We start from the raw sequence: 14,702 nt of genomic DNA on the forward strand, positions 1-14,702 counted from the left end.
GGAACGCCGATGCGCCTCTATGCTCTCGCCGTCTATCTGTTCCTCTACATTCCGATCGGGGTGATCGCGCTCTTCTCCTTCAATGCGGGGCGGCATGCCGCGCAGTTCAGCGGCTTCTCCCTGCAATGGTACGGCAAGACGCTCGCCAATCCCTTCGTCGTCAACGCCGTCAAGACCAGCTTCACCGTCGCCGTCACCTCGGCGCTGCTCGCCACCCTGTTCGGCACGCTTGCCGCCGTCGCCCTGCAGGGCGTGCGCGGCCGGCTGCGCCTTCTCTACGATGCGCTGGTCTATGTCGCGGTGATGGTGCCGGGGATCGTCATCGGCATTGCCACCCTGATCGCGCTGGTGACGGTATTCGACACACTCAATCCGCTACTCGCCTCGCTGTTCGGCCCGGAAAATCCAATACAGCTCGGTCTCGGCAAAGGCTCGCTGATCGCCGCGCACGGCCTCTTTACCATGGCGCTGGTCATCATCATCGTGCGCGCCCGGCTGCAGGGCATGGACCGGTCGCTGTTGGAAGCCTCCGCCGATCTGGGCGCGCCGCCGATGCGCAGCTTCGTTCAGATCACCCTGCCGCAGATTGCTCCGGCGGTACTGGCCGGCTTCCTGCTCGCCTTCACCTTCAGCTTCGATGACTTCATCATCGCCTTCTTCGTCGCCGGATCCGAAACCACCCTGCCGATCTACGTGTTTTCCTCGATCCGGCGCGGCGTGACGCCGGAAATCAATGTCATCGGCACACTCGTTCTGGCCGCCTCGTTGCTCAGCCTGATTACCGCGCAGGTGGTCATGCGTCGGCGCAGCCACTGAGACCCAGGAGTTTTCAAGAATGGAATTGAAAGATCGTGTCGCGCTGGTGACGGCGGGAGGCTCGGGCATCGGCCGCGCGGGGGCGCTCGCGATGGCGCGCGAGGGCGCCCATGTGATCGTGACCGACCTCGCCGCCGATCGGGCGGCGGCGGTGGCCGCCGAGATCTCCGCGGCCGGCGGCCAGGGCGAGGGCTTCGGCCTCGACGTTCTCGACGATGCCGCGCTGGAAGGGGCGATCCTTGCCGCTGCCAAGCGGCACGGCCGGCTCGACGTGCTCCATTCCCATGCCGGCGTCCAGGTGCCGGGCCGGCTGGACCAGGTCGATGCCGGCCAGATGGACCTTTCTTGGCGGCTCAACGTCCGGGCGCATTTTGTCGCCGCCAAGGCCGCAATGCAGGTGATGGCACCGCGTCGGCAAGGTTCGATCATCGTCACCTCGTCGAATTCCGGCGTGCAGTACGATCGCGAGATGATAGCCTATTGCACGACGAAGCACGCGGTCATCGCCATGGTGCGCCAGATCGCGGCCGACTACGCCCGTCATAATGTGCGCTGCAATGCGCTCTGCCCGGGCTTCGTCGACACAGTGTTCAATGCGGGTTTCGAAGTCCAGATGGGCGGGCGCGCCGCGCTCGAGGATTATGTCCGCGATGCCATACCGATGGGACGTTTCGGCTCCGCCGAGGAGATTGGCGAGGCGATCCTCTACCTCGCCTCGGACAAGTCCGCCTTCATGACCGGCCATGCGCTGGTGATCGACGGGGCGGAAAGCCTCTAGGCTCCGGCCAGGATGGACTCACCCCTTTTCGAGTTTCCGCCCCTGCCCTTTCGGACGGGTGCTTATGATGTGCGACTGTCGAAACCGATCCCGAAGCACTGGCGCCTCTTGATCACGTCGCATCGAGACGTCGAGATGGCTGGCGGATCCATCGCCGAATTTATTGCTTAAGCACAACATGCGGATAAGATTTGAAACGTACGCTTTGTAACCATAGCGTAACCGATGGTCAGCCGTTGGGACCGCGGTGAAAGTTTGGAGAGGGTCGTCAATGTACCGAATCCGGGGCCTGCAAATCGCCACTGCCGCAACCCTCGCCCTGACGATGACCGGCGAAGGCGTCACTGCCGATCAAGCCCGTGGCCGCAGCATCGCCGAACGCTGGTGCAGCGGGTGTCATGTCGCTGCACCCGGGCAACTTCAGGGTTCCGATACCGTCCCGACATTCGCTCAGATCGGCAAATCCGATAAGTTTGACGAGGCCAGCCTTGCCGCATTCCTGGCCGCACCGCCTCACTCCAGAATGCCCAACTTGTCGCTCACACGTTCCGAGATCAAAGATCTCGTTGCGTACATCAAGGCGAAACAGCCCTAGCCACGAGCGGGCACTGGACCCGCAGGTGCCGGGGTTTCGACCTTCGGATCTATCGCCACCTAAATCGATAAACTGGCGATCGGAGTCGCCAGCGATCGCGCGAGCTTGGCATGCTGATGCTGGAAACCGCCTACCGGATGACCAGAACGGGAATCGTCGTGTCCACCAGCACTTCGGATGTCTGACTTCCAAGCAAGATCTTCTGCACACCGCGCCGGCCGTGCGAGGACATCACTATGAGATCACAACCTTTGAGCTTGGCGAACCTGACAATGGCTTCGGCGGGAGAAGTGTCGATTTCATGCGTCAGCTCTACCGTGACGCCGTGCTCGGACGCGCGACCCTCGATGAAGGCAAATCGCTCCTTCATTATTGCGTCGATCTGGCGGTCATAGCGGGTGACAGGATCTTCCATGCCGCCCAGAAGCGCTGCGCTTGCCATTTCCGGGCGCAGGGGTTCGGATACGGTCAGAACCGTGACCTTCGCCTTGAGCGCTTTGGCAAGCGAGAGACCGTGTTCAAGGCCCTTGCGAGCAAGGTCGGAGCCATCGGTGGCGATCAGAATGTGTTTGTACATTTTCCCTCCCCGGCAGAATTTCGTATGCCATTCTGCACGACACTCATCCGAAAACAAGCGCATTCAAGGCGTTGCGGCGTATCAACGGCCTAACGGTTGGAAGATAAGTGGAGCGCAATATAGCGCTCACCGCTCGCTATAAAACCACCGCTATCCGCCGCAGGTCATCGACCATGCGGTGCGGCCCGGAAATGTTGCGGCTCGCCAGATCACGAGCCGCCAGTCGCGGCTCAACTGCTCCAGGTTTTGAACCGCCACGATGCCCAGCACCAGCGTGTCGAGCGAGATGTTATCGGTGGCAAGCGCCGACCCACCCCGTCGACGGACCTTGCGCTACGGTGCGCGGCCGATCAAAGAAGGGAGGCGACCTTCAGGCCCTCGTAAACTGCCTCCTCTGCCGTGCGGGGGGCCAGACTATCGCCGATAACATGCACCTCCGCGACCAGATCGCGGAGCATGTCGCCCAGTTCGTCGACCGGTTCGTGACCGAGACAGAGCACCAGCGTCTCCACGTCCTCGAAGAGGATCGGCTGCTCGCTCGCCGTATGCTGCATATAGACCGTGCCACCGTCGCAGCCATAGAGGCGGGCATAGGGCGTGACGCGGACACCGATGCGATGGAGTTCGGCGGCGATGTTGTCGCGAACATAGAGCGGCAGGAGTTCGGCGGCGTGCGTTCCGTTGACGGCGAGATCGACGCTGCAACCCTCATTGGTCAGCGACTCGGCGATGCCGGGGCCGATCCAGTCGCAACGCCAGTCGACGACGACGACACGGCCGCCGGTCTTCACCTCCTTGCGCAGCACCTGCCAGGCATCGACCACCTGGATGCTGTCGTCGAGCGGAAGGTCGGGACGATAGGGTCGCGCGCCGGTGGCGATGATGACCGCATCGGGCCGTTCCGCCTCCACCAGCGCCCGATCGACGCGCATGCCCCGGTGTATGCGGACATTGGCAAGCTCGACCTCATGGGCGAGGTTGGTAACGATACCGCCGAACTCGGCGCGCCGCGGAAGCTGCTGCGCGAGCAGCGCCTGCCCGCCGAGCTGGTTGGCCGCCTCATACAGCGTCACCTTGTGGCCGCGCGCCGCGGCGATGGCCGCCGCCTTCAAGCCCGCCGGCCCGCCGCCGACGACCATGACCGATTTCGGCCTGGCCGCCGGCGTGATCGTGCCGAACTTCAGTTCGCGGCCGGTTTCCGGATGCTGGATGCAGGAGATCGGCACGCCGCGATGGAAATGGCCGATGCAGGCCTGGTTGCAAGCGATGCAAGCGCGGATGTCGTCCGTCCGGCCTTCCAGCGCCTTGCCCGGCATGTCCGGGTCGCAGATCATCGCCCGCGTCATGCCGCAGACGTCGGCGGCGCCGCTGGCGATCACCGCTTCGGCCTCCTGCGGCTGGTTGATGCGTCCGGCCACGAAGACAGGGATGCCGAGCGTCTGGCGAAACCGCGCCGCATCGCCGGAAAGATAGGCCGCGCGGTAGGCCATGGGCGGCACGATATGAACGGCGCCGCCGAGCGAGGCCGAAGTGCCGGCGGTGATGTTCACATAGTCCAGCAACGGCTCCAGTCGGCGACAGATTTCCTGCGCCTCGTCATCGGCCAGCCCCTGCTCGTCACGCTCGCTGCTGCTGATGCGCATACCGATGACGAAATCCTCCGAGGTCTCCGCGCGCATGGCCGTCAGTGCCTCCCTGGCGAAGCGTAGTCGGTTTTCCAGCGAGCCGCCGTAGTCATCGGTGCGGCGGTTGACGCGCGGATTGAAGAATTGCGCCGGCAGGTAGCCGTGGCTTGCCACAAACTCCACGCCATCGACACCGGCGGCATGCATTCGCCGCGCTGCTGCAGCATAGCCGGCGACAATCTCGTCGATCATTGGCTTGTCGAGCTGGCGCGGCATCACGCGGAAGCGCTCGTTCGGCGACACGGATGGGGCATAGGCGACCGTCAGCAGGCCGTCGCCGCCCTCCATGATCTCGCGGCCGGGGTGAAAGAGCTGCGAGAACAGGACACAACCCTCGGCGTGACAGACTTCGGCAAGACGGCGGTATCCGTCGATGCAGTCGTCGTCGGTCGCCATCAGCATGTGGGAGGTGTAGCGCGCCGTCTCGTGCACGCCCGCCACCTGGCTGACGATCAGCCCGACGCCGCCCCTGGCACGGGCGGCGTGGTAGGCAAGGAGCGCGTCGTTAACGAGCCCATCGGTCGGCAACGTCGTATCGTGGCCGGTGGACATGATCCGGTTCTTCAGTTCCACCCCGCGGATTTTCAAGGGCTGGAACAGGTGCGGAAAGGCAGACGACGCACGCGCCGTCGCATTGCCGGACGATACGTCGTCTGTCATTGGTGGACCTCCGGTTATGGTGCTTCGATGCCAGGCGTCGTCAGACGCCAGCGATCATCGTGTAGATCTTGCGGGTCTGTTCGTGGATCGTCCATTCGCCACGCCAGCCGAGCGGCAGGACGAACATTTCGCCGGCGCCGATGTCGCGGCTGGTGCCGTCGCCATTGTGCAGCGTCACCCGGCCGGTGAGGATGTGGCAGATCTCTGATTGCTGGCTGCGGTCGGCCGTGAAGCGCCCGGGCGTGCATTCCCAGACGCCGGTTTCCATCTTACCGTCCGGGCTCGTCCACAAGGCGACGGCTGCCTCCTGCGGATCGCCGGCAATCGCGGTCGGCTTCGGCGCGGCGGCGCCGAGGTTCAAGCCGAGGAGGTCGCCGAAATTCTCAAAACTGATCATTGGAATATCCTGTCATTCAAGGTTTGGCTCAGTGGCCGGTAATGCTGTCGGCGAGTGCCGCGAGCTTCGAGGTCTGGGGCAGGCCGGCGAACTCGCGTTCGTCGGCGATGCGATAGAGCTGGTACATGGAGTGCACGCCGAGCCAGCGGAACGGTTCCGGCTCCCACTTGCGCACCGTGCGGTTGACCCAGGGCAGGCCGGCCAGCTCCGTGTTGCGGTTGAGGACGAGGTCGGCGAGCGTGCGGCCAGCCAGGTTGGAGCTGGAGACGCCGAGGCCGACATAGCCGCCGGCCCAGCCGATGCCGGTGGCGCGGTCGAAGCCGGCGGTCGTGCACCAGTCGCGCGGCACGCCGAGCACGCCGCACCAGGCGTGATCGATCTTGAGCGTCTTCGTCTGTGGCAGGAGACGGGTCAGGATGGCATGCAGTGCGTCGATGGTCGCCTGCTGGGTCTGGCCGTTGACGTCGGTCTTCGAGCCGAAGCGATAGGGCACGCCGCGCCCGCCCATGGTGATGCGGCCCTCGCGGGTGCGCTGAGCGTAGCAATAGGCGTGCGCCGCATCGCCCAGCAATTCATGGCCTTCCCAGCCGATCTCCTTCCATAGGGAATCCGGCACCGGCTCGGTGACGATCTGGGCGCTGTTGAGCGGCAGCCATGTCCGCTCATGGCCGGGCAGGCCGGCAGAAAAACCTTCCGTAGCGCGGATGATCACAGGCGCGCGCACCGTGCCGCGATCGGTGACGACGCGGCCCTTCTCGAAGTTTGTGACCGATGTGCCCTCGAAGATCGAGACGCCGAGGCTCTCGACCACCTTGGCGAGGCCGCGCACCAGCTTGGCCGGCTGCACGCGCGCCATGTCGCGGATCACGAAGGCGCCCTGGACGTTGGCAATGCGGATGCGCTTTGCCGCCGCTTCGGCCGAGAGCAACTCGATCCGTTCATCCGGCATCTGCCACTCGCGATAGAACTTGTATTCCGCGCGAGCGCGTTCGAGCTGCGGCGCGTTGGTGGCAACGGTGATGTTGTCGGCACGCAGGACATCGGCATCGATGCCTTCGGCCTCGGTGACGCGGATCACCTCGTCCACGGTGCCGGCCATGGCGCGCTGCATGTCGATGACCGCGCCGCGGCTGGAGGTCTTGAGGTATTTTTCCCGCGACCAGCCGAAGCCGCCGGACAGCCAGCCGCCATTGCGACCGGATGCCCCGAAGCCGGCAAACTCGCGCTCAACCACGACGATATTGAGGGAAGGATCGGCCTTTTTCAGGTAGTAGGCCGTCCACAGGCCGGTGTAGCCGGCGCCGATGATGCAGACATCGGCGTCGCGGTCGCCGGGCAGGCCTGGGCGCTTTTGCGGAATGCCGCCGATATCGGCATACCAGAAGGAAATATTGCCGTTGGTCTTGACGTCCATGGGAGTGCTTTCGGTTCAGGTCAGCGTCACGTCGGCGCTGGCGTCGTCGGGAAGGAGGATGAGATCGGCAGGGGTAAAGGCGACGTCCACGGCATCGCCGATGGCGAAATCGGCAGCACCGAGGGGGCTGCGCACGACGGCGGTCGTGCCGTCCTTCAGCCGCACCTCGTATTTCGAGCCGGAGCCGAGATAGATCGCCTCCGTGACTGTACCGGAAAGGCGGTTTTCGTCGGTGACGGCATCGGTGCCGGGACGCTTCAACGCCACGCGCTCCGGCCGCAGCAGAATGACCGGCCGGGCATCGCCGGCAAGGCGTCCATGGGCGATAACCTTCTGGTCGCCAATGGTCATCACCGTCTCGTTGCCGGAGACCTCGGCCGCCCCGCGCAGCACCGTGGACTCGCCGATGAAGCGGCCGACGAACAGCGTCGCCGGATTGTCGTAGAGTTCGCGGCCGGTGCCGATCTGCTCGATGCGGCCGCCATTGAAGACGGCGATCCGGTCGGACAGTACCAGCGCCTCTTCCTGGTCATGGGTCACGTAGACGAAGGTGGTGCCAAGTTCGCGGTGGATGCGCTTGATTTCCAGCTGCAGCCATTCGCGGAGCTTCTTGTCGAGGGCGCCGAGCGGCTCATCCATCAACAGCAGCGGCGGATCGAAGACGAGCGCGCGGGCGAGTGCGACACGCTGCTGCTGGCCGCCCGACAGCTCATTCGGGTAGCGATGGGAGAAGTCGGCCATCTTCACCATGTCCAGCGCCCGCTTGACCCTTTTCTCACGGTCCTCGCCGCTGATGCCGCGCAGCGTCAGCGGATAGGCGACGTTCTTGCCGACCGTCATGTGCGGGAACAGCGCGTAGTGCTGGAAGACGACGCCGATGTTGCGCTTGTGCGAGGGCAGGCCGGTGACGCTCTTGCCGCCGATCTCGAGCGCGCCGGAGCTGATGTCGGTGAAGCCGGCGATCAGGTTCAGCGTCGTCGTCTTGCCGGAGCCGGAGGGGCCGAGCAGCGTCATGAATTCGCCGGGACGGATGTGCAGATCGATGTCTTTGAGGGCAGTGAAGGCGCCATAGCGCTTCGAGGCCTTGCGGATCTCGATCGCGGCACCGGCGGAACGGTGAGGTGCATTCATGGTCATGTCCTTCCGCGGCGCATGCCGAAGAGCAGGCCGGCAATGATGATGAGCGACGTCGCCAAAAACAGCAGCGTGCCGACGGCGGCAACCGTCGGGTCGGCGTCGCGGGTGATCGACGAATAGATCTGCACCGGCAGGGTTTTCAGATAGGGGCTGGTGATGAACAGCGCGACGATGATCTCGTCGAACGAGGTGATGAAGGCGAAGAGCGCGCCGGAGAGGACGCCCGGCAGGATCAGCGGCAGGGTCACGGTGCGGAACACCGTCAGCCGGCCGGCGCCGAGGCTACCGGCGGCCGTTTCCAGCCGGCGGTCGAAGACCTCGAGGCTCGCCTGCACCGCGATCAGCACGAAGGGGATCGCGAGCATCGTATGCGCCAGCACGAAGCCGGTAACCGTGCCGACCAGATGCGTGTCGAGATAGACCGCATAGATGCCGATCGCCAGCACCACGCCCGGCACGACCATCGGCGTGATCAAGAGGGCACGGAGCAGGCCGCCGGTGCGGGCAGCGGCCCGGCTGACCCCGAAGGCGGCGAGCGTGCCGACTACGGTCGCCACTACCGCGACGATGAGGGCGATCATCAGCGAGTTGGTGAAACTCGTCGTCCAATCGGGATTGTTGAAGAAGTTGTCGTACCACTGCCAGGAGAAGCCGACCGGCGGGAAGGCCAGCGACTTGTTGCCGTTGAACGACATCGGGATCACCACCAGCGTCGGCGCCAGCAACAGCACGGCGACGAGCAGGCAGAAGAGGCCGAGGAGAACGCGTTGGAAGGAGGGCATCGTGTTAGGCCTCCCTGCGCGTCGAGGTGTGCTTCTGGCGCATCAGCGGGGCGGCGATGGCCAGCAGCACGAAGGTCGCGACCAGCAACACCACGCCCATGGCGCCGCCGCGTCCCCAGTTGAGCAGGCTGAGGACCTGGTTCTGCACCAGCGTCGACAGCATGGTGCTGCGCGGGCCGCCGAGCAGGGCCGGGGTGATGTAGAAGCCGAGCGACAGGATGAAGACGATGATCGCACCGGCATAGACACCGGGCAGCGACAGCGGCACGTAGATCTGCAGGAAGGCGCGCCACGGCTTTGCACCAAGACTGCGGGCGGCCTGCAACAGGCGGGTGTCGATGCCCTTCATCACCGAATAGATCGGCAGGATCATGAACGGCAGCAGCACCTGGGTCATGCCGATGATGACGCCGGGCAGCGTCCGGATCAGCTTGACCGGCGGGAGACCGATGCCGCGCAGGAACGAGTTGATGACGCCGGAATCCTGCAGGAGGATGACCCAGGCGAGCGTGCGCACGACGCCGCTCAGCCAGAAGGGCACGAGCACGCAGAGAATGAGCGCCAGCCGCATGTTCTTGCCGACGATGGTCATGGCATAGGCATAAGGATAGGCGCAGATGAGGGAAACGAGTGTCACCCATGCGGCAACCACGAAGGTCCGCTGCAGCACGGTCCGGTTCACGGCCGACTGGAAGAACCAGACATAGTTGTCGATGCCGGGCGCCGGGTCGGTGAAGCTGCGGAACACGACGATCGCCAGCGGGTAGGCGAGGGCGGCGAGGAGCACCAGCACTGCCGGTACCGCAAGCCACACTGCGCCGCGGGGGCAAAATCGCGAAAGGAAGTCGGGCCGATCGGAACCGGCGGCAGGGCCGTTCGGCAAGGCCTGGTCGGACGTGGCGGTCAAGGTCGTCTCCGGTGTTTCGGGCGGTCGCATCCGGTTTTCCCGCTCCCTACCCCTCCGCAAGGGAGGGGTAGGGAGCGTGTCACCCGCCCTGATGCCGGCGGGTGGAGGGAGTGCCGGATGCGGCTGTCCTGATGGTACAGGCTCAGTTGCCGGAGAGAAGGGCGGACCACTTCTCGGCGGCGAGGTCGAAGTTCTTCACCCAGAACGGAATGTTCTGCTGATAACCCTGGGCGATGCGCTCGGGCGTGCTGGTGAGGAACGCCGTGGTGACCTCGTCAACCTTCGGCTTGGCGTCCATGTTGATCGGCGTATAGGAGGTCTTCTCGGTCAGGATTTCCTGCGAGCGGGCGCCGAGATAGGCGTTGAGCAGCGCATAGGCGGCATCCGTGTCCTTGACGCCGACCGGAATGGTCATCTGATCCATGACGACCAGCCAGTCCTGCCAGACCGGGGTATAGTCGGCGCCGTTCTTCACGGCGGTCATGGCGCGGCCGGTCCACATCATCACCATGTCGGCTTCACCGGACTCGGCGAGCTGCTGGGATTCCGCGCCGGTCTTCCAGTAGATCGTGTCGGGACCGAGATCGCGAAGCTTCTGGATACCCTTGTCAATGTCGTCCGCGGTCATCGCCTTCGGGTCGCCGCCGGCTGCCTTGAAGGCCTGCTCGATCAGGCCGCCGGTCGGATCGCCGCTGCCATCGATGGCGCGGATGCCCGGAAACTTTTCAGTGTCGAAGAAGTCCTGCCAGCTCTTCGGCGGATTGTCCTTGTAGGTCTCGTTCTTGTACATCAGAACAACGCCGTAGTTCATCGCAGGAACGGAGCATTCGCCGACCTGGCCGGGCGGGATCTTCGAGACATCGAGCTTGGAGAAGTCGAGCTTCTGGAACAGCGTGCCGCAATGGACGTAGGGTGGCAGGTCGGCGGTATCGACAACGTCCCAGGTGACGTTGCCGGCATCGACCTGCGCCTTCAGCTTGGCGATTTCCGTCGGGCCGTCATTGAGCAGCGTCACGCCGGACTTCTCGACGAACTCCTGCAGCGCGGCCGCCTGGCCGTCCTGATAGATGCCGCCATAGGAGACGAGGGTCAGCGTCTTGCCCGTGAGCGAGCCTTCCTTCACCTCGCCGGCGACCGGCTTGCCCTGTGCGAACGCCGGCAACGCCAGGGCGCACGTCATCGTCAGGGCCAAAGCCCTCGCAAATGTTCTCATCTGTTTGATACTCCCAGTAGCGCTCGCTTGCGTTGTTCCTGCTGCGGCTACGAGCCGGGCCGTGGCAGGTATTGGTCGAGGTCGTCCGCGACGCTGGTGGGCGGCGCGATCATCCACAGGACTTCGGCCGGTTCCGTGCCGATATTCACGGTCTTGTGCGGAACCGAGCTCGGATATTCGATGCTGTCGCCCGCCGACAGCAGGTGGCGTTCGTCGCCGAGGGTCAGTTCGATCTCGCCCCGGATCACCAAGAACAGCTCATGCGAATCCCCATGGCTGTAAGGCTTCTCGCCCGTCGAGCCGCCGGGATCGAACTCGCCGATATAGACTTCGAGGTCGCGGATCGGGCGCCGCGTCAGCATCATCTTGCGATAGCCCTCGGCCGGCGGCAGCTCCGGACGCTCGTTCTTGCGCAGAACACGGCCGACGGGCGGGGCCGCGTCGTCGAAAAGGTCGGTGAGACTTATGCCGAGCGAGCCGGCGATCCGCATCAGCGTGCTGATGTTGACGCCGCTCAGGCCGCGTTCGAGCTGGCTGAGAAAGCTCGCGGTCGTCCCCGTCACCTCGCCCAGCGTGCGCAGCGACATGCGGCGGGCCGTGCGGAAAGCCTTGACTTTCTCGCCGATTGCACCCTGCTTCGCCGTTGCAGCTACAATGTCGTTCATGCTCGCTCACTCCCACTTAACACCATATTAAGTGGAGCATAGATTAGCAACGGCAGATTCACGGATTCCGTATTTTTTGTTCTTGGGCTGAAAAATGACCGCCGTCCGGAGCATGGAAGCCGCGCGTGAGCCGGACGGGTTCAAGGACGATCCGGCCGAGCGCCTGCGGTCACCTGCCGTTGGTCGCCAGCAGGCGGTACCGAGTGCGCAGGCGCCGGCTTTGCTGCTATCGCGACAGGTACCAGGGGTTTTCCCGCGCCCATTTGACTGTCAGGGCAATGCCGTCGCTGACGTTCGTCGTTGCTCGCCAACCGAGGCGATCGTGCGCCTTGCTCACGTCCGGGACGCGGCGCTCGATGTCCTCGTAGACGGCACCGTATTTCTGCTCGCTCCGGACGGCGATGGGCGTCACCCCCGTGGCGCTGTGCTCGACGCATAGCTTGACGACGTCGCCGATTGCCACTTCCGTGGGATTGCCCAGGTTGAAGATTTCGCCGACCGCGCGGGGATTCGTGGCGGCGCGCACGACACCGTCGATCACGTCGCCGACATAGGTGAAGCAACGCGTCTGCTGGCCGCCGTCGTAGAGTTCCGGCGCCTCATTCCGCAGCGCCCGATAGATGGATTGGGACACCACATAGATCGGATTTTGCCGCGGGCCGTAGACGTTGAAGAAGCGGACGATCGACATCGGCATGCCGCTCTTGCGGTAGACGCCGAACAGCATGTGCTCGATCAGCGCCTTGCTCGTCGAATAACTCCAGCGGTCGACGCTGGTCGCCCCCAGCACACGATCGTCGGATTCCTTCCATGGAACGGCGGGATTGCGGCCATAGACTTCGCTGGTGCTCGTAAAGAGAATCCGGACGTTGTGTTTTTCACACAGGCCGATGAAGTTCCGGGTGCCGATGATGGCGATATCGATGAGGCTGAGCGGATCCTCCATATAGTGCCGTACGCCGACCACGGAGGCGAGATGGTAGAGGGTGCTCGCTTCGGGGCGGAAATAGCGCTCGATCGTCGCTTTGTCGCGAATATCGCCGTGCGTGTAGTGAAAATTCGGGTTGCCGCGCGCCTCGCGAAGATTGTTCGCCCGCTCCAACGGGACGATGTCGAGGCCGTGGACGATGTGGCCGTCCCGCAGCAGGCGGTCAATCAGGTGGCTGCCAATCATGCCGGCAGCGCCGGTTACCATCACGCTGTTCAACGTCCAACTCCCTTGTAGGCAAGGCCAAGGTTCTGAAGCTCGGCGATTTCCGACCGATCGAAGTACCTGCGGCCATCGAAGACGAGTGCGCCCGGGGCGGCGAGCTTCGCAATGTGCGCAGGCGACAGGGACCTGAACTCGTCATGCGCGACCAGGAAGATAACGCCGTCGGCGTTGCGCAGCGTGTCGTCGATGGAAGGATTGAGCTCCACGCCCCAGCCATCGGCGTCCTCCTTGAGAACCATCGGATCGTGGACCCGGACGGTCCCGAATCCCTCGGAGCGCAAGGCATCCAGCAGTGGCTTCACCGGCGTCAGGCGAACATCGCCCGAGTTGGTCTTGAACGCGAGGCCGAGGACGGCCAGTTGCAGATTGGACAGCACGCGGTCGTGGCGGCGCGCCCATTGCGCAATCTGCAAGGCACAATAGGCCGGCATGCCCGCATTGATCGTGCGCGAGGTCTTCGGCGTCAGCAGGTCGGCGCCATGGCGCGCGCCAAGGCTGTGCACGAACCATGGATCCTTGGTCAGGCAGTAGCCGCCGACGCCGTTCGATGGCGTCAGGATGTTGACGTAGTGCTGGCCCTTTTTCAGGCTGTTGGCGCCGGAAATCACTTCGAGCACGTCCAGATCATAGGGCAGCGCGTCGCACAGCTTGGCAAGGTCGTGCGCGAGCGCGATGTTGAGGTCGATCCAGAGGTTGTCGGCCAATTTGACCATCTCGGCGGCTTCTGGCGAACTGACGACGATGACGTCGACGCCAAGCGTTTGCTGCCAGAAAGCCTCGGCCACGGCGCTGCTTTGCGGGTCGAGACCACCGACGACGATGGGAAGGCTTTTCAGTTCCCGTATTGCCGAGCCCTCGGCGAGCCGTTCCGGACTGAAAGCGACGTGAACGTCGGCAAACCGTTTCAGGCGTTCGGCCACGACCGTCCGGGTTATTCCCGGTGGGACGGTGCTCTTGACCATCACCAGTTGCCCGTCGTGCACATATGGAGCAATTGCATCGGTAGCCGAACGGATGTGGCTGATGTCGGGGGAGAAGTCTTCAGTCAGCGGGGTTCCGACAGTGACCAGGATGACGTCGGCGTCGGCGACCCGTGAAAAATCGCTGCCGAACCGCAAACGCCCGGCCGCCTTCTGTTCGCGCAGCAGGTCGGCCAAGCCGGGTTCCTTGATGGGACAGTCACCGCGCTCGAAGGCTGCGATCAGCCGTTCGTTGACGTCGATGGCGTCCACGCGGCATCCTTTGGATGCGAGGACGAAGGCGATGGTCGAGCCGATGAAGCCAGTTCCGACGACAGCTACTTTCCACATGAGAACCCTGCAGGACACGGAAATCTCACCCATCCTCGCATCCGCCTCACCGCTCGATAATTCAGCATGTCGGATGTTAGTGTAGGCAATCTGGCGTAAGTCGCTCACAATGGCATTCAGCGCGACATCGCCAAGCCCACATACGGACGGCGTTCCTTCCTCCCAAAGTCTGGCACCAAGCGGTCGCCAAGCGGAAGATGACCGATCCCGAAGACATTAAACTAGGGCTGGGCCGTTCTCAGGATCGGCCTGCTGCAGGCGAGGCGGCAAAGTGCGTGGATCAGACCGCGCAACCACCAATGCAGGCGCTATTGCACGATGGAGCAAAAGATGAGCGCCGATCTGTTGCGGAGTGTGTTTGCGATCGTGTGGCTGTCAGCCGCCGCGGCCGCCGCTGCCGCCTCGACGGTCACCGGCTTCCCGGATGCCTCGAACACCGGTATTGCCGCCGGCTCGAACATGACCAAGTTCACCGGCACCTACCGGGTCACCCAGGACAACGCGGTGATCAGCAACCTGGAAGTCTACGGCGCCATCATCATCGACGCCAAGA

The 14,702-nt window shown here is 64.0% G+C and carries 14 protein-coding genes and 1 pseudogene; 4 read left to right on the forward strand and 11 right to left on the reverse strand.

Translation table 11 applies throughout. The features are described from left to right. Positions 1-9 precede the first annotated feature (9 nt). From J2Y48_RS03295 to J2Y48_RS03305, 3 genes are all read left to right on the forward strand, one after another. Positions 10-816, forward strand: a complete 807-nt coding sequence (locus J2Y48_RS03295; RefSeq protein WP_310412620.1) for an ABC transporter permease — start codon at positions 10-12, stop codon at positions 814-816. A 19-nt stretch (positions 817-835) separates the two neighbouring features. Beyond that, positions 836-1,594 carry an SDR family oxidoreductase gene (locus tag J2Y48_RS03300; protein ID WP_310412622.1) on the forward strand — a complete coding sequence of 253 codons (759 nt, stop codon included), beginning with the start codon at positions 836-838 and terminating at the stop codon, positions 1,592-1,594. A gap of 271 nt (positions 1,595-1,865) precedes the next feature. Then, complete coding sequence (locus J2Y48_RS03305; RefSeq protein ID WP_310412625.1) at positions 1,866-2,189, forward strand: c-type cytochrome; 324 nt, start codon at positions 1,866-1,868, stop codon at positions 2,187-2,189. 130 nt (positions 2,190-2,319) lie between these two features. On the opposite strand, the gene J2Y48_RS03310 is transcribed toward J2Y48_RS03305, so the two are convergent. The 11 genes from J2Y48_RS03310 to J2Y48_RS03360 all read right to left on the reverse strand — a co-directional run bounded on the left by J2Y48_RS03310 (position 2,320) and on the right by J2Y48_RS03360 (position 14,182). Further along, positions 2,320-2,766 carry a universal stress protein gene (locus J2Y48_RS03310; RefSeq protein WP_310412628.1) on the reverse strand — a complete coding sequence of 149 codons (447 nt, stop codon included), beginning with the start codon at positions 2,764-2,766 and terminating at the stop codon, positions 2,320-2,322. A gap of 350 nt (positions 2,767-3,116) precedes the next feature. Further along, the gene (locus tag J2Y48_RS03315; protein ID WP_310412631.1) at positions 3,117-5,111 is read right to left on the reverse strand and encodes an FAD-dependent oxidoreductase; all 1,995 of its coding nucleotides are present in this window, start codon (positions 5,109-5,111) and stop codon (positions 3,117-3,119) included. 40 nt (positions 5,112-5,151) lie between these two features. Then, on the reverse strand, positions 5,152-5,508 hold the full coding sequence (locus J2Y48_RS03320; protein ID WP_310412634.1) for a cupin domain-containing protein: 357 nt from the start codon (positions 5,506-5,508) through the stop codon (positions 5,152-5,154). Between the two features lie 28 nt (positions 5,509-5,536). Then, complete coding sequence (locus tag J2Y48_RS03325; protein ID WP_310412637.1) at positions 5,537-6,922, reverse strand: FAD-binding oxidoreductase; 1,386 nt, start codon at positions 6,920-6,922, stop codon at positions 5,537-5,539. Positions 6,923-6,937: 15 nt separating this feature from the next. Then, entirely contained in the window at positions 6,938-8,053 is a 1,116-nt protein-coding gene (locus J2Y48_RS03330; RefSeq protein ID WP_310412640.1) for an ABC transporter ATP-binding protein, read from the reverse strand. Between the two features lie 2 nt (positions 8,054-8,055). Next, positions 8,056-8,841 carry an ABC transporter permease gene (locus J2Y48_RS03335; protein WP_310412642.1) on the reverse strand — a complete coding sequence of 262 codons (786 nt, stop codon included), beginning with the start codon at positions 8,839-8,841 and terminating at the stop codon, positions 8,056-8,058. 4 nt (positions 8,842-8,845) lie between these two features. Beyond that, positions 8,846-9,778 carry an ABC transporter permease gene (locus tag J2Y48_RS03340; protein WP_310412645.1) on the reverse strand — a complete coding sequence of 311 codons (933 nt, stop codon included), beginning with the start codon at positions 9,776-9,778 and terminating at the stop codon, positions 8,846-8,848. A gap of 112 nt (positions 9,779-9,890) precedes the next feature. After that, entirely contained in the window at positions 9,891-10,961 is a 1,071-nt protein-coding gene (locus J2Y48_RS03345; protein WP_310412648.1) for an extracellular solute-binding protein, read from the reverse strand. 47 nt (positions 10,962-11,008) lie between these two features. Then, the gene (locus J2Y48_RS03350; RefSeq protein ID WP_310412651.1) at positions 11,009-11,626 is read right to left on the reverse strand and encodes an XRE family transcriptional regulator; all 618 of its coding nucleotides are present in this window, start codon (positions 11,624-11,626) and stop codon (positions 11,009-11,011) included. Between the two features lie 226 nt (positions 11,627-11,852). Further along, entirely contained in the window at positions 11,853-12,824 is a 972-nt protein-coding gene (locus J2Y48_RS03355; RefSeq protein WP_310412728.1) for a GDP-mannose 4,6-dehydratase, read from the reverse strand. A 5-nt stretch (positions 12,825-12,829) separates the two neighbouring features. After that, positions 12,830-14,182 carry a nucleotide sugar dehydrogenase gene (locus J2Y48_RS03360; RefSeq protein WP_310412654.1) on the reverse strand — a complete coding sequence of 451 codons (1,353 nt, stop codon included), beginning with the start codon at positions 14,180-14,182 and terminating at the stop codon, positions 12,830-12,832. Positions 14,183-14,479: 297 nt separating this feature from the next. On the opposite strand from J2Y48_RS03360, the pseudogene J2Y48_RS03365 reads away from it, so the two are divergent. After that, a pseudogene (locus J2Y48_RS03365) lies at positions 14,480-14,702 on the forward strand (hypothetical protein); the annotation flags it as partial.

This window comes from Mycoplana sp. BE70, assembly GCF_031455855.1.
GTDB lineage: Bacteria > Pseudomonadota > Alphaproteobacteria > Rhizobiales > Rhizobiaceae > Mycoplana.